This window comes from Melioribacteraceae bacterium, assembly GCA_030584085.1.
Classification (GTDB): domain Bacteria; phylum Bacteroidota; class Ignavibacteria; order Ignavibacteriales; family Melioribacteraceae; genus SURF-28.
In genome coordinates this window covers 2,705,562-2,731,669 of the sequence record CP129490.1, presented here as the reverse complement: position 1 = coordinate 2,731,669, position 26,108 = coordinate 2,705,562, and the positions used below count along the sequence as shown (strand labels likewise).

Annotated in this window: 14 protein-coding genes and 1 riboswitch; of the genes, 13 read left to right on the top strand and 1 reads right to left on the bottom strand. The window is 34.9% G+C overall.

Annotation, left to right across the window (positions count from 1 at the left end):
* The first annotated feature begins 51 nt into the window (after nucleotides 1-51).
* The 10 genes from QY331_12515 (at nucleotide 52) to QY331_12470 (ending at nucleotide 20,231) form a co-directional block, all read left to right on the top strand.
* A complete protein-coding gene (locus QY331_12515; protein WKZ68774.1) occupies nucleotides 52-1,617 on the top strand; it encodes a T9SS type A sorting domain-containing protein in 1,566 nt (521 codons plus the stop codon).
* Nucleotides 1,618-1,890: 273 nt separating this feature from the next.
* Nucleotides 1,891-4,734 (top strand): T9SS type A sorting domain-containing protein, encoded by a 2,844-nt coding sequence (locus QY331_12510; protein ID WKZ68773.1) that lies wholly within the window; start codon nucleotides 1,891-1,893, stop codon nucleotides 4,732-4,734.
* A 160-nt stretch (nucleotides 4,735-4,894) separates the two neighbouring features.
* Nucleotides 4,895-7,027, top strand: coding sequence for a YCF48-related protein (locus QY331_12505; protein ID WKZ68772.1), 2,133 nt, complete (start codon nucleotides 4,895-4,897; stop codon nucleotides 7,025-7,027).
* Between the two features lie 165 nt (nucleotides 7,028-7,192).
* Complete coding sequence (locus QY331_12500) at nucleotides 7,193-10,072, top strand: M28 family peptidase (protein WKZ68771.1); 2,880 nt, start codon at nucleotides 7,193-7,195, stop codon at nucleotides 10,070-10,072.
* 8 nt (nucleotides 10,073-10,080) lie between these two features.
* Nucleotides 10,081-12,603, top strand: coding sequence for a M20/M25/M40 family metallo-hydrolase (locus tag QY331_12495; GenBank protein ID WKZ68770.1), 2,523 nt, complete (start codon nucleotides 10,081-10,083; stop codon nucleotides 12,601-12,603).
* A gap of 196 nt (nucleotides 12,604-12,799) precedes the next feature.
* Nucleotides 12,800-14,554: a T9SS type A sorting domain-containing protein gene (locus tag QY331_12490; GenBank protein WKZ68769.1), complete on the top strand. Its 1,755-nt coding sequence runs from the start codon at nucleotides 12,800-12,802 to the stop codon at nucleotides 14,552-14,554.
* 145 nt (nucleotides 14,555-14,699) lie between these two features.
* Entirely contained in the window at nucleotides 14,700-16,070 is a 1,371-nt protein-coding gene (locus QY331_12485; GenBank protein ID WKZ68768.1) for a tetrathionate reductase family octaheme c-type cytochrome, read from the top strand.
* Nucleotides 16,071-16,588: 518 nt separating this feature from the next.
* Nucleotides 16,589-18,337 (top strand): FG-GAP-like repeat-containing protein, encoded by a 1,749-nt coding sequence (locus tag QY331_12480; protein ID WKZ68767.1) that lies wholly within the window; start codon nucleotides 16,589-16,591, stop codon nucleotides 18,335-18,337.
* 208 nt (nucleotides 18,338-18,545) lie between these two features.
* A complete protein-coding gene (locus QY331_12475) occupies nucleotides 18,546-18,782 on the top strand; it encodes a hypothetical protein (protein ID WKZ68766.1) in 237 nt (78 codons plus the stop codon).
* Nucleotides 18,783-18,956: 174 nt separating this feature from the next.
* Nucleotides 18,957-20,231 (top strand): T9SS type A sorting domain-containing protein, encoded by a 1,275-nt coding sequence (locus tag QY331_12470; protein WKZ68765.1) that lies wholly within the window; start codon nucleotides 18,957-18,959, stop codon nucleotides 20,229-20,231.
* A gap of 45 nt (nucleotides 20,232-20,276) precedes the next feature.
* Here QY331_12470 and QY331_12465 read toward each other — a convergent pair whose 3' ends face one another.
* Complete coding sequence (locus QY331_12465; protein WKZ68764.1) at nucleotides 20,277-22,193, bottom strand: TonB-dependent receptor; 1,917 nt, start codon at nucleotides 22,191-22,193, stop codon at nucleotides 20,277-20,279.
* Nucleotides 22,194-22,285: 92 nt separating this feature from the next.
* Nucleotides 22,286-22,459: riboswitch (cobalamin riboswitch) on the bottom strand.
* Between the two features lie 295 nt (nucleotides 22,460-22,754).
* Here QY331_12465 and QY331_12460 point away from each other — a divergent pair.
* From QY331_12460 to QY331_12450, 3 genes are read left to right on the top strand one after another with little or no spacing between them, the layout of a single operon-like run.
* Nucleotides 22,755-23,423 (top strand): succinate dehydrogenase cytochrome b subunit, encoded by a 669-nt coding sequence (locus QY331_12460; GenBank protein WKZ68763.1) that lies wholly within the window; start codon nucleotides 22,755-22,757, stop codon nucleotides 23,421-23,423.
* On the top strand, nucleotides 23,423-25,333 hold the full coding sequence (locus tag QY331_12455; protein WKZ68762.1) for a fumarate reductase/succinate dehydrogenase flavoprotein subunit: 1,911 nt from the start codon (nucleotides 23,423-23,425) through the stop codon (nucleotides 25,331-25,333). The genes QY331_12460 and QY331_12455 overlap by 1 nt, the downstream gene beginning before the upstream one ends.
* Nucleotides 25,333-26,103, top strand: a complete 771-nt coding sequence (locus tag QY331_12450) for a succinate dehydrogenase/fumarate reductase iron-sulfur subunit (GenBank protein ID WKZ68761.1) — start codon at nucleotides 25,333-25,335, stop codon at nucleotides 26,101-26,103. Before QY331_12455 ends, QY331_12450 begins: the two co-directional genes overlap by 1 nt.
* The last annotated feature ends 5 nt before the right edge of the window (nucleotides 26,104-26,108 follow it).

Here is a 26,108-nt window from a genome sequence, read left to right as displayed (position 1 = left end):
TGAAATAAAAATAGGAGCGCGGGCTATATAATAATAGCCCGCCGGTTGAATATGAAAATTAGTCTAAAAACTACTTTTATGGTTTTATATGTGTTAACAGCCGGTCTATATTCACAAACACAAGAACGGATTGAATGGCCATCATTGGCGGATTCCCCATGGCCGGTCTTAAGAGGAGATGCACAAGGAACCGGACGAAGCGAGTATGTTGGACCCAAAACACCAAACATTGTTTGGACTGCTGATATGCCTTATGGAATTATTTACGGACCGACAATAGGCTATAACGACATGCTATATTTTGGGACATTTGCAATAAATACACAATCCCCCGGTAATTTTTTATATGCATATAATTCTGATGGCACAGAATTCTGGAGATATAACAATGAGTACTGGTGGGCAAATGAAAATGCTCCAATTGCAGCAAAAGACAGTACGATCTACTTTGGTTCTGATACTGGAATGTTATATGCCTTAGACTATTGGGGTAATTTAAAATGGAAAACAGAAGTTGCAGATACCCACAGATTTCAGATGGCTATTCATAAAGGTGGTGATTTATACATAAGTGCAGGCAATTTAAAAGTGGTAAGTCCCGATGGAGAAATAAAACTTATTAATAACAACTTTACTGAATTATTTGGAAGGATTTCTTTTTCACCTGACGGAGAACAAATATATTTCAGTACAGGCAAACTTTTTCGTCCAGACGAACCATCTGATTTTTATTGTACAGATTTAGAAGGGAATGTTCTTTGGAAGGTAAATAGCCTAAGCCCCAACTATGAACATCCCGCAATAGATAATGAAGGGAATGTATATTTTTTCGGAACTGATAGTGTTCAAGCCAATGTTCAGTATCTATTGTCATATTCATCAAATGGACAATTAAACTGGAAGTATAATGTAATTTCAGGATTTGGTCAATATTCTGCTGCTTCAATAACGAAAAGTGGAGATATTGTATTCCCAGCAATTAAAAAAGAAAATGGCGTAAACTTTCATGAAATTATATCTTTGAACAAAGTGGGTGAGGAAAATTGGATATACATAATTGAACATGAGGGTTATATGGGAGACTATCGTCCTGATCATGGTTTAGTCTCCGATGACGAAGGTAATATTTACTTCGGTTCAACAGGTGGTGTTTACTTTTGGGCCTTGAATAATCAAGGGGAACTTATGTGGAAGATTCCTCTTGATGGGAATGAATTCGATAATTCACCGGCAATCGGTTCTGATGGTACACTGTACATAGGCACACATCAAAGTTCATCATTTCAAGACCATAAAAATAGTCTGATAGCTATAAGAGATGAACCAAGTTCGGTAGAAGAAAACGAACTTCCTAAAGAGTTTAGATTGGAGCAAAACTATCCAAACCCATTTAATCCGTCAACTAAAATAAAATACCAGCTTCCTCAAGCAAGCTATGTAACAATAAAAATATACGATATGCTTGGCAGAGAAATAAAAGTACTTACTCAAAAACACCTCCAAGCAGGTAATTATGAGTTAACTTTTGACGGAAGCGATCTTGCAAGCGGAACTTATATTTATAGAATTACTGCTGGTGATTTTACGGATTCAAAGAAACTTTTACTCCTTAAATAGATTCAAGTATCTAGTCACAAAATTTGAGCAATGAGATTAAAAAGTAACCGCAGACAATACGTCTGCGGTTGTTAATCGGTAGTGAAAGTTGATCCCAATCGCCTAGCTCTAACTTGCATTAATTTGTTTCTAACATTCGAATTTATCTTTTATAATTCGTTTAGAAATTAGTGCTTCGATATTAGGATTTCCCTCATCTTGTTAATCTCACCAATTAAACTTAATATTGCCGATCAATTATTACCTAATATCCTAAAATTACAAGGAACATTTATGAAAAGATTCCATTATCTCTTCATCGGACTATTATTTATCCTAACAACAGTTGCTCATGAAAATGAAACTATTAAAAAGATTGAAGATGCATTTCAATCCGGACAAATAAATTATGAGCAAGCATTACTTCAAAAATTTTACTCCGGTTTTAATCAATCAAAACTGGATGATAAATTTTTTACTACAAGTTCATCTCCGCAAAAATGTGCAACTCATTTAATTGCCGAGTTTAGAAATAATTTAGATAAACTCTCCAATGAAACAGTAGATATCATAACTGAAATGATAACACCTGCCGTTAGAAAGAAAAATAATAGTGTTACTGCAGAAACATACATTTCACCTTATGGCAAGTTTGAATTGACATATTCAACATCAGGTACGCACCGTGTACCGGCAGAAGATTTAGATAATAACGGAATTCCCGATTATGTTGAATTTGTGGCAAACTATTTTGATCACTCATGGAAAGTTTTAATTGATACACTTGGATTCAAACCCATTCCACTTAATCCCGGGGAATATTATCAGATTAGTTTTGAAGATATGCCGTATTATGGTTACACAAGTTATACTGGTACGTCAGCCGGAACTGAAATTGTAATGCACAATAATTATAATGGTTTTCCGCCGAATAGTGATCCCGACGGAAATGTTTTAGGCGCTGCAAAAGTGACTGCTGTTCATGAATTTAAACATGCTATACAATTCATTTATAATAATTGGGGAGAACCCGGTTGGTTCATTGAAGCCGATGCAACTTGGTCGGAAGATATAGGTTTCGATCAGACGAACGATTATTATAATTATTTAGGCTCATCTCAAATTACTTCACCGGGCAGAGGACTTGCCCAAGGCGATGGTTATGAAGATAATCTTTATTTCCATTTCTTTACAGAAAAATATGGCGATGATACCAATAGAGAAATTTGGGAAAGACGTGAACAGTTTAACGAATCTGTTTACAGCAGTGTGGGTAATATGCTTCAAAATTACGGTGCTTTTTTTGACGAAGCATTTTTAGAATACTATACTTGGTTATATAATACAGGAAACAGATACAATCCAAACTTACCCGGTTTCGGTGAAGCAGAAAGTTATCCGAATCCATCTTTATGTTCGAATATTTTATCTCTTCCTGCCGAAAACTCTGGATGTACGAGAGGTGCGTTATCAGGAAGTTTTATTGTTTACAATAGTCAAAATCAGAATCAGTATTTGCAATTACTAATGGATACACCATCAGGAAATAATCAGCTTGCTGTTATAAAAATTTATACTGACCAAACTGCAGAGACAGAATTTTATGAGTTAAATAACAACACACAGTTTGATTTATTTGTACAGCCAAAACTTTCAGAGATTGATCAGTTGATTATAATCCCGGTTGTTACATCGACGACGGGTTCAAGCTTCGCATATTCGTATTCTTTAGATGCTTTTCAAACAGCAGTAATTCAGCATACGCCATTTCTAGATACTGAGAATTCGGGTGATATAGAATTCATAGTTAATTTGGAAACACCTCAAAACTTAGCTTATGTTGATTCATTAAAAGTTTTCTATCAAATAAACAACATCGGCTTTGAATCAATGCAATTATTACCCACAGGAAATTTAAATGAGTATTCTGCAATTTTATTAAATCCAGGGGATGATGTTCAAATTGATTATTATTTTAGAATTGCCGATCAACTTGATCAAAAAGTACACTTACCGGAATCCGCACCCGATTCAACTTTTTCATTTTATATCGGTGCTGATAATCAGTTCCCTCAAATTGTTCATAATTCATTAAACGGAACTCCGAAATATAATTTCCCGCTTTATGTTTATGCCGAGGTTTCGGATAACATCGGACTTGATTCTGTTTACATCGAATATAGATTGAATGAAGATGAGTGGGTAAAAGAAGAAATGATTTCTTTAGGTAATAATTATTATGTCTCTCTTTTACAATTTGTTCCGGATGATTTGTCAACAGGTGATTTGGTTGATTACAAAATTACGGCAGTCGATAATTCATCAAACAATAACAAAACAATTCTGCCGGAAAATAATTTTTTTAGAATTGATGTAACAAATGGTTTTTACTACAGCAATAAACCAAATATTGAAATTCGCGAACATATACTTGCATCAACAAATGATACGTTGAGTATCACTGACGAAATAAATATTGAAGATATAAATGTTTACTTTAAATCCGATCACCCAAAGTTTAGCGATTTGCATATTAGACTTTATGATCCGCTAGGTAATGAATATGATTTAGTTAATAGGGATTGGTTTGAAACAGAAAATGAAAATGCCGGTTCACCTTCAATAATATTTGATCAAGAAGCTTATTTTAACTTCGGCGAAACTTTGTTAATTGACTTAGACTCGGCGAAGGGAAGTTTTGCTCCGGTAGATGCTGACTTAACTCAACTTTATGGCACATCAACTTTAGGCGATTGGAGATTGAGAGTTTATGACAAAGGCATGAATTCAATAGTTGGCAACTGGCTCGAATGGGGATTGATTATAAAAGGTGAAGGTACAACTAATGTTGAAGATGAAAACGAAATTCTTGTGAAAGAATATCAGCTTTACCAAAACTATCCAAACCCGTTTAACCCGAGTACGCAGATTAAATTTGCTATTCCTCAAGCAGGAATAGTTACTGTAAAAGTTTATGATACACTTGGCAATGAAGTAGCCATATTATTTGATGGTTTAATAAATAGTGGTACGCATGAAATTAATTTTAACGCTTCAAACTTCTCGAGTGGAGTCTATTTTTATCAACTTACTTCAAACGGGTTTTCACAAACCAAGAAACTTTTACTGCTCAAGTAAAATAATATTTTGAAAATTCTTAAAATCCTCGATCTAATTTTTTATTTCGAGGATTTTTTTTCCTATTAATCTTTTCTTAAATAGGCATACCGATTATACTTGATTATTCGTTTTTTTTTGTTATAAATTTAAATAGAAACAAAAATAATTGAGGAAACCCATGAAAAAACACCAAAGTACAATTTTAAAATGGATGCTACTATCTTTGTTTTTATTAATTAATCAAATAAGCATTGCACAAACTGACTGGCAAATATTAAGTTTTTCACCTATGAATTTGAAATCCCCCTATTTTATAAACTCAGAAATTGGATGGGCAATTGACGAATTCTCAAATGAATGCTACAAAACAAGCGATGGCGGAAAATCCTGGATTGTCTCTGATGTTGGTGGTGGTGCAGATGACCTCTTTTTCATTAATGAAAACATTGGCTGGGCTTGTGGATCTGCTAAGTTTCTTAGTCGTTCAACTGATGGTGGCAATTCTTGGGTAGTTCAGTCGGAAAATGATTGGTCAAAATCATACCAAAAAATTCTATTTGTTAATGAACTGACAGGTTTTTTAGTATCGACAAGAACTAGACTTGAAAAAACAACCGATGGTGGTGAAAATTGGAATGAAATTAATATGGAAAATATTGTTGAAGCTTTCCCAGAGGACATATTTTTCGTTAATGAATCAATTGGATGGATATCGGGATCGAAAGGTTTTGAAGCGGTCTTAATAAAAACAACTGATGGGGGAATAACATGGAAGGATACTACATTTAATGAATATGAATCTATTAATTATGTCAAGTTTGAAAATGAGCATAACGGTAAAATACTAACAGCAGATGGATCAATTGGTTCAACACAAGATGGCGGAGAATCTTGGTCTTTTCAAAATAATCCTTCCGCAAGCTATGGAGATTCTTATACACATCTTATTGACATTGATAATAATTTATTTATTTCGGTCGGTTATTGGCAAAGTGCATTTTTCAAGAATTACCCTTTTGTTGCAATAACTCATGGTGATTCCATCGAATGGATAAAATATCAGATTAATACTAATAATGTTTATGAACTTGGTTACTATGATCAGAATAGGGGTGTATTATTAGGGGGAAGTGATGTTATTGATTTAAGATATGATTTACAAAATGATACAGTTTTATTAGACAGTTTTTTTGATATTACGAATGAAACATTTTCGGATATTCACTTTTTTGATAATGAAAACGGCTTGGCAATTTCATGGGAAGGAGTGTATAAAACTGAAAATGGCGGTTATCAATGGACAAAAATTGATTCACTCGGCAGTCACAATCAGAAATTATATTTCACATCAGAGAATGATGGGTGGATTGTTGGTAACTTTATATATAAAACCAATAACAATGGATATAGCTGGGAACAGGTTGATTTTGGGATTGCTAAAGTTTGGAATGACATCAAATTTATTGATGACCAAAATGGTTGGTTAATAGGTTACAATCTAATATATCAAACAACGGATGGCGGACAAACATGGAACGATGTAACCAAAATGGACGGCACTTTCACAGCAGTTGATTTTATTGATAATAGCACCGGATATCTTTGTGAACTCGATAGTATAATTTGGAAAACAACTGATAGCGGTTTAACCTGGCATAAGATAAGTGTACCAAGCATTAAAAGAATGAGAGAAATAAATTTTATTGACAAGAACAACGGATGGTTGAGAGTAGATCAGCAGTTTTATAAGACAAATGATGGTGGAGTTACTTGGTTGCCTTCCGTTGAAGTCCCTTCTTACATTATCAAGGATAGCTTTGTCATCGGCAGTAACATTTGGTTAATTGGCTCTAATTCTAATGGTGGTATATTAGCCTACTCTGATGATTATGGTGAAAACTGGGAGGAGATTAATTTATGTTCGAGAGAAGTTAGTTCTATTTTCATGCTTTCTGAAGAGACGGGTTGGATAACAGGAAACGGTGGATTGGTTTTAGGAACTTCAAATATCGTTAGTGTTGCGGATGAAAGATTTGATCAACTTGTTAACGAATATAAACTATTCCAAAACTATCCAAACCCGTTTAACCCGAGTACGCAGATTAAATTTGCTATTCCTCAAGCAGGAATAGTTACTGTAAAAGTTTATGATATCATTGGAAGGGAAGTGACAACTTTAGTAAACGATAATTTGAATTCCGGAATACATGAAGTTGTCTTCAATGCTAACAATTTATCAAGTGGAATTTATTTTGTGAGAATGACATCACAAAATTTTACTTCAACTAAAAAAATTATGGTGATCAAGTAATTTTCGTAGAGATTTGATTAATCAAATCTCTACGAAGGATATTTTATGAGAGCCGCAATTTGCGGCTCTTTTTATATCAACAAATAAGACTTTTTGGTATTGAAATGTAGAAAGGTTGGCTGTATATTGCACACCTTACAAATTTAGAAAATATAGGAAGTCGTCATGTTCAAAAAAATACCTTTGTATCTCATAATTATGCTTTTTGTTTTTACTTCACTTTTTGCACAGGAAAATATTGTAAAGATTATTTCCGTTGACTTAAGTGATCAATCAAAATTAAATTCGCTTGAGCAAATGAATCTGCCGGTGATTGATCTAAATGAGAATTCACTTATCACATATGTAACTGATGATAAATTAGCATATTTAAAATCCCTCTCAATTTTTGAAAAGCAATTAAGCAGGTCTATCGATTTGAATAAACTTTATCTAATTACCGGGGAAAAAAATCAAAAAGTATCGCAAATAAATTTTGGGAATAATGAAATTGTAAAACTCTTCGATAAGGTTATTATTCATTCTGAAACGAAAGAGAATATTGAAAATGAGAAACTCAAAAAAATTCCTTTAACCGAGATTAAGCGTACATTCAAAAACATAAAGACAATATATAATACCGTCCAGTCAAACAAACTTGATTCACTTATAACATCTATCACAACCGATGTAGATACGGCAAGTGTTAGAAATTATATCCAAGGATTACAAGATTTCGGCACACGTTTTCTTCGTCATCCAAACAGAAAAGAAGTAGCACTTTGGATAAAAGATAAGTTTGAATCTATGGGATATAATGATGTAGTGTTGGACTCATTTATGGTTGGCAGTTATAGACAATACAATGTTGTTGCAACATATCCGGCTTCGGTTCCGACAGATAAAGTGATTGTCGTTGGTGGTCATCATGATTCAATAACTCAGCAAAGTCTAAGTAATACATCTGCACCGGCACCGGGAGCCGATGATAATGCGAGCGGAACAACCGCAGCTTTAGAAAGTGCAAGAGTTTTAATGGAAAATAGTTTTCCTTCAGAAGTGAACATTAAATTTGTGACTTTTGCCGCGGAAGAACTTGGGCTTTATGGTGCATTCGACTATGCTGAAAAAGCTGCTAATTCCGGAATTGATATTAAGTTAATGATAAACCATGATATGATAAGCAGTACAAGAAGATCATTAGAGTCGAGTGTTGTAGATATTAATCACTATAGTGGTTCTGAAGCATTTGCGCAGATTGCATTACAAAGTGTAGGGAAATTTACTGGTATTAATTCTCAGCTTGGACAATCAAATAGTTCCGGGTCCGATAGTTATGCATTTTGGTCAAATGGTTTCAACGCGGTCTATTTTGAGGAAAGTGATTTCAGCAGTTATTATCATACATCCGAAGATTTGATTCATCATTACAGTATGCCTTTTTGCACAGAAGTTATTAAAGCTTCGGTTGCAACTTTAATTTCGGCTTCGGTCGCACCTTCTTTAGTTGATAACTTTGTTATCGCAGATTCGGGTGATGGTTCTACTCTGGTGTTAAATTGGAATGCAAATACCGATCCCGATGTTATCGGTTATAAAATTTATGTCGGGACTTCTGAAGGAAATTACGATTCAGAATTCCAGACAAACAATACATCTTATAAAGTTACAGGACTAACTGAGGGAGTGCTTTATCATATCGGTGTTTCTGCTCTTGATGCCGAAGGTTATGAATCATTTATAGTTGAACGGACGAAAATTCCGAATTCATTTCCTATGTCACCGAAAGAATTTACTGTAGAACCACGATGGCATTCAGTTGAATTGAATTGGATTGAAAATGAAGAACTCGATATAATCGGTTACAATATTTATCGAGCTACTGAAGAATCAGATGATTTTGCTAAACTAAATGAAGAAATCATTCAATCGATTTCATTTTTAGATGATAATTTATTAAGCGGAGTTTATTATAAATATTTTGTAAGAGCGGTAGATAATGAGTTGAATGAGAGTCAAAACACGGAAGAAATAATTTCTCGAGGAGTAACATTAGATCAAGGCATTTTGTTAGTGGATGAGACTGCTGACGGAGACGGTTCTTTGTTCTCTCCGACAGATGAAGAAGTTGATGAATTTTATAAAAATGCAATCAGTTCTTTCATTCATTCCGAATTTGATTTGAAAACCAAAACAAAAATTGATTTATCTGATCTTGGTGCTTACAATGTAATTATTTGGTATGGTGATGATAAAACAGATCAATCGTCTTCGTCATTCGTTCCGGAAATTCAAAAGTATTTGGATTTTGGCGGCAAAATTATTTACTCGGGTTATAGACCTTCCAAGACATTTGCGAATGTAACAAGTTTGACCAAGACTTTCTCACCGGGTGAGTTTCTTTATGACTATTTCAAAATAGACGGGGTGAATTACAGTTTGCTTGCAAAATTTAGTGGTGGTGGAAGTCAAGTTGAATCATATCCTAATCTATTTTTAGACTCAGATAAAATTGGAACCGGTAGTGATGGTCACATAAACGGAATTGAAACATTCGCTTTGGTTGACTCTGAAACTGGAATTTATGGTTATCAAACTGATTTTGCTCCAACTGTAGCGCAAGGTTCATTGGGCGGTCAGACGGTTGGAACGGCTTACTACGGAGAAGATTTCTCAACTGTAATATTGAGTTTTCCACTTTTCTACATTGACGAACAAAGCGTATCAAATTTCTTTAACTATGTTCTAACTGAAAAATTTGGTTTAACCACTGATGTAGAAACTGATGAAGAAAATATGCCGTCTGAATTTTATTTATCACAAAACTACCCAAATCCGTTTAATCCAGTAACTAGAATAAAGTATCAAGTAGCGAGTATCGAGAAAGTGACACTGAAAGTATATGACATACTAGGTAGAGAAGTTGCGTTACTTGTAAATAGAGTACAATCACCCGGTACATATGAAGTAGAATTTAACGCAGCGGATCTTGCAAGTGGCATATATTTTTATTCAATACAAGCGGGAGAATTTTCGGCAGTTAAAAAATTAATGCATCTGAAATAGGGGGGAATATGAAAAAATATATTCCATTTCTTGTACTCGTAAATATTTTTGCGAGTACTCTCTTTACACAATCCTTAAGTGATAAAATTTCACAAGTTCACAGCTATATGAACGTTGACAGCGTTACTTACTTCGTTCAATCACTTGAAAATTATGGTTCGCGTTTTCAGTACAACGAGAACAGAAAAGAAATTGCAAATTGGTTGAAAGATCAGTTTACCGGTATGGGATATGAACAAGTTGAGCTTGATTCTTTTTTAGTATCAACCAGATGGAATGATAATGTTCCTGTAATGCAGTATAATGTTGTTGCAACTCTCACCGGTACAACCAAACCAAATGATATCTATATAATTGGCGGTCATTATGATTCCTTCAATCAAACCGGCGATCCTCATGTATTTGCACCGGGAGCGGATGATAATGCAAGCGGAACGGCTTCCGCATTAGAAACTGCGAGAGCTATAAAATTAGCGGGATACCAACCTTCGGCAACTATTAAATTTGTATGCTTTGCTGCTGAGGAATTAATGCTTTCCGGAAATTCCGGTTCGGAGTATATGGCTGCAAAATATCGTGAACAAGACATCAATTTAAAATTGATGATAAATAATGATATGATAGCTAATAATCCGAGACCGTTGAATGAAAGTATGGTTAGCGTAAATTATTATACAGGTAATGAATATTTAAAAGATATAGCAAAACAACTTGTAGAAGAATATACGGTAGTAACTCCAATGGATGGAGGAAGAGATACATGGACGGACAGCCGATCTTTTCACGAAGAAGGTTTCCCGGCAATATATTACGATGAATATGATTTTAGTCCCAACTACCATACATCGAATGATGTAATTGCAAATTGCGATATGGAATATTGTACCGAAATTATAAAAGCTTCTTCTGCAATGTTAATTTATAGCATTGAAGCACCCGGGATTGTAAATAACTTAAATGCTTATGATGTTGGAGACGGTGCATCTATTCAATTAAGCTGGTCGGCAGATGAATCTACATACTTAACTGACTATAAAATTTATGTAGGTAATAGTGAAAGTGAATTGAATTACTATGCAACTTCCGATACAACGTTTCAAATAGTATCAGGTTTAGAGGAAGGTAATCAGTATTATTTTGGAGTAAGTAGTGTTGATCAAGACGGAAATGAAAGTATCACAAGAAATATCTCTGCTGTTCCGAATTCATTGCCGCTTACACCGGCTGCATTGAAAGCCGAACCAAAATTAAATGCAATAGAACTTAGTTGGGATGCAAATACCGAGCTTGATTTGCTTGGTTACAGAATTTATAAAGTGCCGGTAACAACATTTGACTATTTTCCGCCTTTAACTTTTTATACAGCAGATACCTCATTCATAGATGAAGATATTGTCAGCGGAATGTGGTATGAATATTTTGTTTATGCGTTTGATGCGGATTCAAACTACAGTATCGAAGCATCCTCCGTGACATCGCGCGCAGTTACATTGGATAAAGGAATTCTTTTTGTTAATGAAACACTTGGTAGTGATGGCTCACCCGGTAATCCTTCGTTAGAGCAGCTAAGTGATTTTTATTTGTCGCTTCCGGAATCGAATTATGAAATGGATTACATGGATGTGTGGGATGAAGTTGATTTTAATTTGGCACACTTAGGCGCACATCAGACAGTAATTTGGCATATTGATAAATCAGCAGATGTTAATACTTATCAATACATTGATGTTATAAAAGAATATCTTGATTATGGTGGGAATTTATTGTTCACCGGATACAAGCCATCAAAAGCTTTTGCTAACTCTACGAGCATGATCAATGAATATCAAGAAGGCTCATTTATATATGATTATCTTAAAATTTCTAGCTCAGAGAACTCATTACTTGCACTTAACAAAGGTGCAAAGAGTGAAAGTAACGTTTATCCAGATTTAGAGCTCGATCCGGAAAAGATTAACTCAGCCGACGGACATATCAAAACTATCGAAGCAATATTCCCGGTTGAAGGAAGCAATATTATCTACTCTTATCAAAGTGAATATGATTCATCAAACATAAAAGGTTCACTAAAAGGAAAGCCAATTGGTTTAGAATATTTATCGAATGATTATAATATTGTTTTACTCACATTTCCGTTGTATTATATTGAAGAGACTCAAGCTCAAGAATTTTTAAATTATGTTTTGAAAAATAAATTTGATACTCCAACCGGTGTTAAAGATGAATCAGATGATGAAAAAATTCCGACTGAATTTTATTTATCACAAAACTATCCAAACCCATTTAACCCAACCACAACTATTAAATTCACAATTCCAAACGTAGGGCACGAATATATTCGTCTCCTACAAACAAAGTTAATCGTGTACGACATTCTCGGAAGGGAAGTAAAGACTCTAGTCAACGAAGTCAAATCATCCGGGACATACGAAGTAGAATTTGATGCCTCTGATTTACCGAGCGGAGTTTATCTGTATAGATTACAATCCGCGAATTTTTCTTCAGTTAAGAAACTAATGTTACTTAAATAATTTCATTCAGAGCCGGATATGCCGGCTCACTTCTTGTTTGCATATTAATTAGTTTTAGTATTGCTAATTACAATTCTAATACTTACATTAAAGTCAAAATCTAACTAATTGCAGTTTTGATACTATTGTTTTTCTTAAGCGTTAGTATCAAGCATTGCAGTAATTAGCAATCGAAAGAGTTATTGAGGAGGTCAATATGAAAAAGTTAATACTTCTTATTTGTATTTTGTCATTCCAAATCTTTATATCAGCACAAAGCAAAATTGAGTTAGCAGAAAAAGCTAAAACAATGCCGGAGAAGATTAAGAATACAAGTGTTGTTCCAAGAACTAATTTTATTCCAACGGAAGATAATATCATTGGCTATACAGATTATGATTATGTAGGTAATGGAGGAGTGCAAAATCAACTGTCACTTTTTGACCTTGGAAAAAACGATACACTTGATGCTGTTGGTGTGTACATGGAGCGATTTCAAGTTTCAGGCAACGCCTCAAGAAATGAAGTTCTATTTGTTGGGATGAATAGTGATTTTACAACTTTTCAATTACATGACCCTCAATCAAATTCAGGTTTCGGATCAATTCAAACTATTACACAAGGTCCATGGAAAGACAAAGCCGCAGTAATGTATAATAGAAATAATATATGGATCTTATCCCTTTTTGATTTAGTTGATTTTAATAACCCTATTTATGAATATGAATTAGGTATATCAGTATCAGGTCCAAATTTTTGTTACTTAGATGATGGAACAATTTTGTTAATAGATAGTGATGGCAACCTGCACAAGATTCAAACATCCAATCCTGAAAGTTCGACTCAAACCGGAATCAGTTTTTATAATTCAGCATCGATAAACCCAATCAAGAGATCATTTAATGGTCAGTATCTTGCAGCAATGGCGTTTACAGAAAATGATGAAGTAATTCTTTATACTTCCGATAACTCAGGTGAGACTTGGTCCGAAGAGATAATTGGCAAGAACTTAGAGAATGAAATTGTAAATAGACCAAATACATTTCCATTGTTCACTAATTTTGCCCAAGCGTCCTATGTGCTTGATAATAATGGTATTGTTCATGTTGGAATGAATGGTTACGGGATCCATATTGAAAATGAGGACACAACTTATGCTTATCCGGCTATTTATTGGAACAGTAGAAATAATGAATGGCTTGCTGTTTCCGACCCGGATGAAGAAGGAGAAGATCTCAACGGTTTATATCCCGGAAATGGAATTGGAAATGCATATCCAACACCAATGGTATCGAAGGATGGTTTGATTGTGTCCGTGGTTTATCAAGCCCCAGAATTCGTAGATGATAACCTGAATGTTTTCCGAGATGAAAATTCAACTGATGAGTATGAATGTTATTATACAGATATTAAAATGACTATATCAGAGGATGGAGGGTTTACATTCTACCCTTTTTATCCGTTACCTGTAATAGGCGACGTGGGGGAATCAGAAGTTTTCCCAATAGCACATGATTTAATTATTTATGATGGTCAGTTTCCACCGCATGGATCTTATGATTATTACGGATGGTCATTTATGTACATGAAAGATGCCATACCAGGTTGTTCAATCTTGGGAGAAAATTCCGGAAGTGAAAACACATATTGGAGTTATATGAAAATAGGAAATTCTGTTACTGGTGTTGATCAAGAACAAGAATTGATTAATGAGTTTGCACTCTTACAAAACTACCCAAATCCATTTAACCCCACTACAACAATTCAATTCTCAATTCCCGGTTCTCAATTCGCAACTCTAAAAGTGTATGATATTCTCGGAAGAGAAGTGAAGATATTAGTAAATGAGGTTAAATCACCTGGCACATACGAAGTCAAATTTAATGGTTCGGATTTATCTAGTGGTACATATTTTTATAAAATAACTGTCGGAAATTTTACACAGACAAAGAAAATGTTGCTCGTAAAATAAGTTTTTAATCTCTCCATTTTTATTTGTAGGGACAAGTCGCGACTTGTCCCTACTACATCACGCAGAAAATATCAGAGACAAAGTAGAATTTTAGCGGTGGATTAACTAAGTTGATCATGTCCGATTTTAATTTATTGAGGTAGCAATGAAGAATTTTCCCGTTATAATTTTACTTTTAGCCACAACTTTTGTTTTTGCTCAAGATCATTCCAAATTTATCAGAGGACCATTCGAAAGACCGCAAGATGTGACGATTCGATGTCTTGAATGTCATGATGTATCTAATGAAATCATGAACAGCCGACACTGGTTATGGATGGGAGATAAAATTGAGTCCGGTAAATATGAAGGACAGCAGCTTGGTAAGAAAAATATCATTAATAATTTTTGCATAGCGGTTGCATCAAATGAACCTAGATGCACAAGCTGTCATATCGGTTATGGCTGGGAAGACGAATCATTCGATTTCACAAAAGCAGACAATATTGACTGCCTTGTTTGTCACGATCAAACCGGTAATTATAAGAAAGAACCAACTGCTGCCGGAATGCCCGCCAAAAATGTTGATCTATTAGCATCGGCAAAAAGTGTTGGAACTCCAAACCGACAAAATTGTGGAAGCTGTCACTTTGACGGCGGCGGTGGTGCCGGAGTTAAACATGGTGATCTAGATGATAGTTTATACGATCCTTCACCGGATATAGATGTACACATGGGCGGATTAGGATTCACTTGCGAAGATTGCCACAGCAAAGGAGATCATAATATTTTAGGATCGTCACATGCTTCAATGGCGAGCGGAACTCATAATCTTTCATGTGAAAATTGCCACAAAGGTGAAGTTCATGAAAAAGAAATTCTAAATAGACATTTAAAAACTGTCGCATGCGAAACCTGTCACATTCCCCAGTTTGCAAAAGTTGAACCGACTAAAACTTGGTGGGACTGGTCAAAAGCCGGAGAAGAAAGAGAAAAATCATTAGACGAAAACGGTAAAGAGACTTATTCAAAAATGAAAGGCGAATTTATCTGGGAGAAAAATGTAACTCCCGTTTATTCATGGTACAATGGCAGCGCCGATCTACATTTGATAGGTGATGCAGTAGATAGTAAAATTGTGAAGCTGAATAAAACTAATGGTGATATTAGTGATCAGAATGCGAAGATATATCCATTTAAAGTTATGAAAGGAAAACAACCATTTGACCCGGTAAATAAATATTTAATAGTACCTCATTTGTTTGGTAAGGAAGGTTACTGGAAAACTTACGATTGGGTTAACGCTTCAAAAATAGGAATGGAAAAAGTTGGATTAGAATTTTCCGGTGAAGTTGAATTTATCGAAACGGAAATGTATTGGCCGTTAAACCATATGGTTGCACCAGCTGATGAAGCAGTAAAATGTATTGAATGTCATGGTGTGAAAGAAGGAAAACGTCTCGACTTAAAATCTCTCGGTTATTCGGAAGATCCAATGAAAACCGGTGGCAGATTTAAAAGTGGTTTAATTAAGTAAAACAAATCCCCGGGATTTTTCAGAAATAAAATGATGGCAAAAAATTTCTTGTCCATCAAATCAGTTGATAAATCCCGGGGATTTCTAATCTTTACTCAAAACTTAGATCAAATGTAAGTCCAGCATAAAGAATTCTAATGATTTCACTATAGCTAAAGACATACTTCAAATATGTTAAAAGACAATTTTTCATTATTTGAATGTAATATTTAAGACTCCATGATCATTTTGAATTATTCATAGTTGTTAATTTAGAATATAGTATTTTTTTTTTTTGATATTGGAATTTAAATGTCTTTGATTATATTTGAATGGTAGATGTTAACCTCTTGTTTAAGGTTCATTTATATTTATTGTATTTTGTGTTTTCCTATTGATTTATGAAGCAAATTTCTTGATTGGATTCTAACTAATATAGTAAAGTAAATTCTTTCAATCCAGATCATTTTAGGAGGAATGATGAAACTTCTCTACATATTTTATTAACCAAAACCATTCACAAAAAAAGGTAATAGAATATGAAACATCTAATAGCAGTAATCATTTTTATTTCGTTGATGCATCTCACATTCTCACAAGTAATTGTAAAAGAGAAAGTAGAATATCTAAAACAACAATCTGAATTAAAAATAACAGAAATAGAAAAGGATATAATTAAAATTGAATACCCGGGCGGTAAAACCAAAATAAAATATATCGGCGATTATATTCAGCTGGAAACAAACCTCAACAAGTCGGCTACATTTACAATAACGGAAATTGATTTAACGACAATAGACACCTCACTCTATCATCACAAATACAAATTTTGGCAGGAAGTAAATATTGGAGAACATACTGACCCATTGATCATAGCGGATATAAATAGAAACGGATTTGCAGAAATATACGGAATACAAAAAGAGTATTACGGAGATTATAGTGATGTTACTGTAATGGAAATTAACGAGCAAGGTAAATTCAATAAGATTTTTTTCTACGATAGTACAATACAAATTCTGTCAATATCTGATATTGATAAAAATGGATTGTACGAAGTTAATTTGCGGAGAAGAGTATCTGAAGAAACCCCTGACCCGCAATGGCTAGACTCGTGGTGGCAACATTTGTATTATGAACAACCAACCGCAACATCTTTTGCAAACACTCTTTCTTTTGTTTTTGAACCCGATAAAGTATTAGACCAACAAGAAGACCATGTATTCGGCGATTGGGATGGTGATAATCATACCGATCAGATATTTGTTAATATAACGACAAATTCAAGTATAAATATATATGAATATAACCCGTCGTTAAACAATTTTGATTTAATTTACAGTTATATTTTTGATCTATTGAACTTTTATTACCGTGGTTTTGCGCAAGGTGATTTTGATAATGACGGAAAGATGGAGTTCTTTGCAGGAAGTATAAAAGGGAAAATAGTTGCTATTGAAAACAGTGGTGATAACGATTATAGATTAAGCTGGGAGGGAATGGTAGAGACCTATAATGCTTATTTGTTTGCACAAACAAATGATTTAGACGGTAACGGAAAAAAAGAGATATGGGCTGGAGGAGACGCTACTTATGACGGTATTGGAACAACAAGAATTACATTGTTTGAAGCAGACGGAAATGACAGCTACCTGGCTGTAGGTAGAATAGATTTAGTTGGAGTGTTTTCATTTGATGCAGGTAATTTTCAAACGGTTGATGTGGATAAGGATGGAAAAGAAGAAGTTCTTGTCTGTATCGATGGTAACGTCTTGATACTTAAATTTAGCGGATATAGAAACTATCAAACATATGAGGTCTTTTATCTAAAACAAAATGAACTTGCTTTGAATGGAAGATGGTCGGGATATATCGGGGCGATAATGTATGATTTGACTGATGATTATAAAGAAGAATTGATTATAAATATGTATGAAATTATTGAAAACGGAGGTCGTTTTTTCTCTTACTTATACAAACCTGATTTAACGGTAGAAGTTGAAGATAGAGATCTTGCACTCCCAAGTGAATACCAGTTGCACCAAAATTTTCCAAATCCCTTCAACCCAACTACAACTGTCAGATACAATGTACCCCAAAGAAGCTTGGTAAATATAACAGTATATAATGTGTTAGGAGAGGTAGTAAAGAGTTTAATTTGGGAAGAAAAAGCCGCGGGTAGTTATTCTGTAATATTCGATGCAAAACAACTTCCTTCCGGAATCTATATAATAAACATGAATGCCGGAAGCTTTAATCAATCAATTAAAAGTATAGTAGTCAAATAATCATGGAGGCAACATGTACCTAAACCATTTTTATTAGCTTATGGAAGAGCGCCTTATTTATCAAAAATATAAAGGCGGACAAAACCTTCAGCAGAATTCATTTACACCTGGCAGGCAAGTAAACAAGTATTAAGCATCGGGCTTCATCCGCAAACTTTGGGTGGAGACCTAGATTAACAAATTTACTATTATTTTAGGAGATACCTAAATGAAAAAGTACTTAATTCTTTTAGTAGCAATCTTATCAATCAGCGCACAAAGTTGGAACAGCATAATTGAAACTACTATTCCTACACCTGCAATTACAACAGTAATCGATCAGTTCAGTAATTCAAGCGGAATTCACATTCTCATAGATAATGAATACCCTACAACGTACCTTAAATATTACTTAATAAATAGTTCCGGTTCTGTAATACGAAGTTATCAATTGGAAAACTCATAGGTTGATTATGCAAATATTACAGGTAATAACCAAATTCTTTATGCCGTTTATAAGATAGGTAATAGCATCAGAACTAAAAAGTCAACAAACGCTGGTCAAAGTTGGGATACATTCGTATCTGATATAAGTCTTGACGGGTATGAATGTCGCAATATTGATGCTGTCGTTGATAATATGAATAACAGATTACACATTGTTTATGACCAGAAAGACAATGGTAACAATTATGAAACTTATTATAAAAAGTACAATTCTGATGGTACACTCGAGGAATCAAAACAAGTAACAGATTACGGCAGTGAGGTAGGTGGTTTTCCAACTGTTTCTGTTTCTCCAAGTAGAGTTCATGTTTCTTATAATAGCGGCAATTCAAGTTCAGCTTCATCAAATCAAGGTACGGCAAAAACTAGAGATAAATATAATACAACGTGGCAGACACCTCAGCTTTTATTCTCTAATTCATCAATGCGCGAAAGAGTACATGCAGGCAGCTCAAAATTATTTGAGTTTTATTACAAGCTTGAAGCTGGATATCATTCGGATCTGTATGTACGGGAAAGAAGTTTGGGTTCAACCTCCTGGTCTTCCTCTACATTATTACAGCAGTACGCTTCAGTTTATAATATTGTTTCGGCAGCAAACACTAACGACGGGAAAACACATATAGTTTATGAAGGTCCTTCAAGTGTAGCATACAGAAATTATAATGGTTCATCTTGGACTTCTGAAACTACCTTTGGCAGCAGTTATATTTCACCAAGGATTTCATCAACATCAAATGATCTTTTTGTTATTTGGGGTGAATATAATGACTATCTGAAGATTAGACAGTATGATGCAAATCCGCCCAAACCGATAAATTTATCTGCATCTGCAAGTGCAAATGATCATCCTTATATTATTTGGGATGCAAGTATTTGTGCCGATTTCAAAGAGTACAATGTATATAAACGAAATCATCCAACAACGGGAAGTTGGACACTAATTGCAACAACTACAAATAACTACTACGAAGATCAAACAGAAACAATAGTAACAGGTCCACCAATTGCTAATGAAAAAAATGTTTATTATGCAGTTAGAGAGGTAGACCAAAGTAATAACTATTCTTCATATTCCGATATGTTAACAGTTCGAGTTGAAGGACCGCCGTTAGATAAAATTTCAAACAATGATGAACTTGATTTTACATATGAACTGTTTCAGAATTACCCAAACCCGTTTAACCCATCGACAAAAATACAATTTCAAATTCCAAAAGATGGGTATGTCAGTTTAATAGTTTATAATTCATTAGGTGAAAAGGTTGCATCACTTGTTGAAGAAAATCTGACAAGTGGTAAATATTCATTTGATTTTGATGCAGAAAACTTACCAAGTGGAATTTACATTTACAGGTTAATAGCTTCTGATTATACTTCTTCACAAAAAATGCTTTTAATTCGATAGATAGCTAAAAATTTCCCGCAATTATTAAAATTGCGGGGATTTTTTTTACTCAAAGATTAAATCAAAAGAAAACCCAGCATAAAAACTTCTTCCCGGTGTTCCGTAATAAAGAACTTCTTCGTAATCTTTATCAAATAAATTTTCAATTCGTCCGAACAATGTAAGATTTGAAAGAATTTTATAATTCACCGTAAAATCCATAATCGTGTAATCGCTTAAAACAACGGTAGCCGAGGGGAATGCCGAGAAATCTTCATCCGTTCGCTTTCCGATGTATCTTATGGTTGAATTCAAGTTTAGTTTTTCTAATGGAGAATAAGAAACAGATAAAGTTAACTTATCATTGGGTCGACGAATTAATTGTTCCTCTGTGTCGTTGCTTAGATCTATCGCATTTGTATATGTATAAGTCAAGTGAACATAAAATTCATCATGGCTATATGTTGCAAACGTTTCTACACCATTTGTTTTTGCTTCATTGATATTTATGGTTACAAAATTTTGATCAAACCCGAACATGTTTTCAAACTTCATCGAGAAATAAGTTGCACCAAAAGAAAATCCGTTTCCGAAGAAATATTGCTCAAAGCCGATATCCCAGCCTTTATTTTCTTCAGGTTTAAGATTTGGATTTCCGAATGCGGGATCAAATAAATAAAAGAGTGAAGGTGCTTTGAAGCCGGTTCCATAATTTGCTTTTAATTTTGTTCCGGTCGCATCATAAAAATAACTAGCGCCAAATTTATAAGTTGAATGATTACCAAACTTTTCATTGTGGTCAATTCTAAATCCGGCTATTGCAGAAAAACCGCCGTCAAGTATTAACTGGTTTTGTAAAAATGCAGAATTAGTACGCATCTCTTGCGATGGGAAAACACTTTCGAAAGGTCCCCATTCACTCATAGAAAAATATTCTGTGTTGGCTTTTTCTGACTCGGTTTCTAATCCTATTGTTACGATGTTGTAAGGGATGAATGTAAGATTATTAAGCCATTCAAATTTGGTTCTAGTTGCATTTGTAAAATTTGTAGCCGAACCGGGATTATTATTATCCGGTTCGTCGATTGATTTGCTTATTCTTCTAAGAACCGAACCGCTAAATTTTTGTTTCCATTTGTTATCGAATAAACCATAATTAACCGCAGCATTAAAAATATTTTCTTCAATATCATAAGTGTAGTTTGGGTCATCTCCGAATTGTGTTCCGTGATCCAAATCAGTTGAAGAATTTGTATGTCGATAATTCAAGCTAAATTTCAAATTATCAAAAACTTGTGCCGAAAGAAAAGATGAGAATGAATTGTTCGAATATCCGTCCTTCTCTTTATTGCCGTATTTTTCATTAGCTGCGGATATCCCTTCAGTTGCGAGACGTGAAAAATTTATCGAGTAATTAAATAAACTGTAACTTCCGGTTAATTGTCCGCCGCCTCTGTAATAACTGTCAGAACCGCCTTCGGTCTGAAGAGATATTTTATTAATATCCCTCCCTTGTTCGGTAAAAATATTAATTATGCCCGCAAGAGCATCGGAACCGTAAAGAGTACTTTGGGGACCGCGTACAATTTCAATTCTTTCAATATTACCGGTTTGTAAATTTGATAAATCGAATGCATTACTTGGTGAACTCGGATCGTTTACTTCGACCCCATCTATTAATACTAATGTATGATTTGCGTTTGCACCTCTCATAAACAAACTATTCAGTTTTCCAAGTCCGCCTTGTTGTGCAATCGAAATTCCGGGAACTTGTCTCAACAAATGCAGTACAGTTGAATAATGTGTTTTTTGAATGTAAGAGTTGCCAATGACCGAATAAGAACTCGAAATATTTTGTATCTCTGTTGGAAATTTTGTGGCAGTTACCAAAATGTCATCGAGTTGTGTTTTTAGTGTATCGGTTTGTGCAAATAGTGAAAACGAAAAAAGTAATACGAACAAAAAAGAATGTAAATATTTCATTGAAGTTACCTCCTTATGAGATGTAACTTCGTGGGCGTGATGTAACGATTGAATTGAAAATTACGTTCATAACCTCACCCGCGAAGGTTAATTAGTGATTGAATGCTTACGGCAGGTCTCCTGGCTTAGGACATCATTCAGCGCCTTCCCATCCCTATTTTTCGGGACAGTGGCATTTTGCTGAAGACTTTTATAAGTCCTTTACAGTTGCGGGGCAGCACCGGAATTTAACCGGTTTCCCTAACACCGTAAGAATTAATTAAGAACTGCTCGTAACTTAAGGAAGAAATTTCTTGCGAGCAAGTTGTTTTTCATGTTAGAAATGCTATCGAATCATTTTTTATCTCCCAATTATATTTTATGCTGGATATTGTATCCGGAATTAACTTTTCTTTGAAATTAATTTCGATTAGCATTATTTTGCAATTAGATATTTGACTCCAACAATCGGAATTTTGTGACTCACCTAAGCAAGAAATATTTAGTAAATGCAGTTTCCCAAAGTATGTTATACCTTTTTTTAATAAATCCATTAACAGCAGATTCATAAGGAGGAGATTAATGGGCTGGCTCTCGGAAGCACTCAGTTCTTCTATTGGTAAAAAATTTATTATGGCCGTCACAGGAATTTGTTTAATCTTGTTTTTGATTATTCATCTTCTCAATAATTTATCAATGTATCTTGGCCCTGAATTTTACACCAATGTTGTAGCAGGTTTAGACGGTATCAAACCGCTTATTAGAGTTATTGAAGTTATTTTAGCCCTAATTTTTATTCTGCATATTTTTAACGGAATAAAACTGTGGTATGAAAACAAAAAAGCAAAACCAATTAATTATGCTGTAAATGCTTCTTCAAAAAATAGTAGTTTGTATTCCAGAACTATGGTCCAGACCGGATCAATTATTTTTATTTTCTTAGTAATACATCTGAACACCATGTGGTACTCATTTAATTTTGGTGAGGCACATGCAAATCAAAGTTACTATTATTTTGTTGCGGATACTTTTGCCAACAGCATCTTCTATTCGGTATTCTATATTTTGGTTATGATTTTGCTTGGATTTCATCTTAATCATGGTTTTCAAAGTGCATTCCAAACTTTTGGATGGAATCATAAAAAATATTTTCCACTGATAGAAAAAATCGGATTAATTTATGCAGCTGTTATGACAATAGGATTCGCTTCGATCCCAATTTATTTTTTATTTTTTTACGGAGGTAACTAATGGTTAAACTTGATTCGAAAATACCGGAAGGACATATCTCGGAAAAGTGGACTAACCATAAGTTCAATATGAAGTTGGTCAATCCCGCTAATAAAAGAAAGTTTGATGTGATTGTTGTGGGTACTGGTCTAGCCGGTGCAGCGGCAGCAGCAACTTTGGGAGAATTGGGATATAAAGTAAAAGCATTTACTTATCATGATTCCAGTAGACGTGCTCACTCCATCGCAGCCCAAGGTGGAATCAATGCTGCAAAAAATTATCAAAATGACGGCGACTCGGTTTATAGATTATTTTATGATACGGTAAAAGGCGGCGATTTTCGATCTCGCGAAGCAAACGTTCATAGATTAGCCGAAGTAAGTAATAATATTATTGATCAATGCGTTGCACAAGGAGTTCCATTCGCAAGAGAATACGGCGGTACTTTAGCAAACCGTTCATTTGGTGGAGCTCAAGTTTCCAGAACATTTTATGCTCGCGGTGAAACCGGACAGCAATTACTTCTCGGTGCCTACAGTTCACTAAATAAAGAAATCAAACGAGGTAACGTTCAAGTTTATCACAGAAAAGAAATGCTCGATGTTGTAATTGCGGATGGAAGAGCAGTAGGTATAACGGTACGTGATTTGGTTACCGGTAAAGTCGAAAGTTTTTCTGCGCAAGCAGTTATTCTTGCAACAGGCGGTTACTCAAATGTTTTCTTTCTTTCAACAAGTGCAATGAACTGCAACGCAACGGCAATTTGGCGTGTACACAAAAAAGGTGCAGTGTTTGCAAATCCATGTTTTACTCAAATTCATCCAACCGCATTGCCGGTTCACGGTGAAGGTCAATCCAAATTAGTTTTGATGAGCGAAAGTCTCAGAAACGATGGACGAATTTGGGTCCCGGCTAAACCCGGAGATCACAGACCGCCTGATCAAATTCCCGAAGAGGAAAGAGATTATTATCTCGAAAGAAGATATCCTTCATTCGGTAATTTAGCACCGAGAGATATTTCATCTCGAAGTGCAAAATATGTCTGCGATGAAGGAAAAGGAGTGAATGGAGGAAGAGCTGTTTATCTAGATTTTGCAGATGCAATTAAGAGAATTGGTGTTGACGCGGTTCGAGAAAAATACGGTAACTTGTTCGAAATGTATGAAAACATAACCGGTGAAAATCCATACAAGGTACCGATGCAGATTTACCCAGCTCCTCACTACACTATGGGCGGCTTATGGGTTGATTATAATTTGATGAGCAACATACCCGGATTGTTTGTTGCCGGTGAAGCCAATTTCTCCGATCACGGGGCAAACAGACTGGGAGCAAGTGCACTTATGCAAGGCTTAGCCGATGGATACTTCGTTATTCCTTACTCGATAGGCAATTATTTTGGATCCACAAAACCGGAGAAGGTTGATGTAAACCGACAGGAATTTAAGGAAGTCGAAAAGAGTGTTGAAGAAATGACAAACAAGCTGCTTTCAATTAACGGTTCGCAGACTGTAGATGAAATTCACAGAAAACTAGGTGATTTACTAATAGATAAAGTTGGTATGTCACGAGACGATGCCGGTTTGAAAAAAGTAATACAAGATATTAAAAATCTTCGTGAGGAATTCTGGAAGGATGTTAAGGTTACAGGAAAAGCGGAAGAACTTAACCAGAACTTAGAACGTGCTGGTAGAGTAGCTGACTTCCTCGAACTAGGCGAACTTATGGCTGTTGATGCACTTAACAGAGATGAATCTTGCGGTGCACATTTCCGTGAAGAACATCAAACAGAAGACGGCGAAGCCGTTCGTAACGACGAAGAATTTTCATACGTTGCAGCGTGGGAATATGTCGAAGCAGGTAAATGGAATCTTCACAAAGAAGACCTAAACTTTGAATATGTTGAATTAGCTACAAGGAGTTATAAGTAATGAGCGAAAAACACATTAATTTGACATTACATATATGGCGACAAGAATCTCCGAAGGTTAAAGGTCGTTTTGAAATATTTAAAGTTTCGGTTTCACCTCACTCTTCAATTCTTGAAATGCTTGATGAGTTAAACAATAAACTTGAAAAGGAAGGTAAGATTCCAATCGCATTTGAAAGTGACTGCCGCGAAGGTATATGTGGCACTTGTGGTTTGGTTATTAATGGACATCCGCATGGCGAAAAACCCAAAACAGCTACATGCCAAGTACATATGAGGACATTTAAAGACGGAGAAACAATTTACATTGAACCGTTCCGTGCGAAAGCATTTCCAATTATTAAAGATCTTGTCGTTGATCGATCAGGTTTTGATTTAATTCAGCAGGCAGGTGGTTATACTTCATTTAATACAGGGAGTGCCCCCGATGCAAATGCAATTTTAATTCCTAAAGAGATTGCATCATTAGCATTGGATGCAGCAGAGTGCATTGGTTGCGGTGCTTGTGTTGCGGCTTGTAAGAATGCTTCCGCAATGTTATTTGTTGGTGCAAAAGTTTCGCAATTTTCGCTCTTACCGCAAGGTCAACCTGAAAGATACGAGCGAGTTCAAAATATGGTTGCCGCTATGGATGAAGCGGGTTTTGGTTCTTGCACAAATACCTATGCGTGTGAAGCTGAATGTCCAAAAGGAATTTCTGTAATTAATATAGCCAGAATGAATAGAGATTATCTTGTTTCTAAAATAAAATCAAAAGAAGTTGAAGCATAGTTTTA

Coding starts and splice junctions, on each gene's coding strand:
- QY331_12515 (WKZ68774.1), top strand. CDS start 52: ATGAAAATTAGTCTAAAAACTACTTTTATGGTTTTATATGTGTTAACA.
- QY331_12510 (WKZ68773.1), top strand. CDS start 1,891: ATGAAAAGATTCCATTATCTCTTCATCGGACTATTATTTATCCTAACA.
- QY331_12505 (WKZ68772.1), top strand. CDS start 4,895: ATGAAAAAACACCAAAGTACAATTTTAAAATGGATGCTACTATCTTTG.
- QY331_12500 (WKZ68771.1), top strand. CDS start 7,193: ATGTTCAAAAAAATACCTTTGTATCTCATAATTATGCTTTTTGTTTTT.
- QY331_12495 (WKZ68770.1), top strand. CDS start 10,081: ATGAAAAAATATATTCCATTTCTTGTACTCGTAAATATTTTTGCGAGT.
- QY331_12490 (WKZ68769.1), top strand. CDS start 12,800: ATGAAAAAGTTAATACTTCTTATTTGTATTTTGTCATTCCAAATCTTT.
- QY331_12485 (WKZ68768.1), top strand. CDS start 14,700: ATGAAGAATTTTCCCGTTATAATTTTACTTTTAGCCACAACTTTTGTT.
- QY331_12480 (WKZ68767.1), top strand. CDS start 16,589: ATGAAACATCTAATAGCAGTAATCATTTTTATTTCGTTGATGCATCTC.
- QY331_12475 (WKZ68766.1), top strand. CDS start 18,546: ATGAAAAAGTACTTAATTCTTTTAGTAGCAATCTTATCAATCAGCGCA.
- QY331_12470 (WKZ68765.1), top strand. CDS start 18,957: ATGAATAACAGATTACACATTGTTTATGACCAGAAAGACAATGGTAAC.
- QY331_12465 (WKZ68764.1), bottom strand. CDS start 22,193: ATGAAATATTTACATTCTTTTTTGTTCGTATTACTTTTTTCGTTTTCA.
- QY331_12460 (WKZ68763.1), top strand. CDS start 22,755: ATGGGCTGGCTCTCGGAAGCACTCAGTTCTTCTATTGGTAAAAAATTT.
- QY331_12455 (WKZ68762.1), top strand. CDS start 23,423: ATGGTTAAACTTGATTCGAAAATACCGGAAGGACATATCTCGGAAAAG.
- QY331_12450 (WKZ68761.1), top strand. CDS start 25,333: ATGAGCGAAAAACACATTAATTTGACATTACATATATGGCGACAAGAA.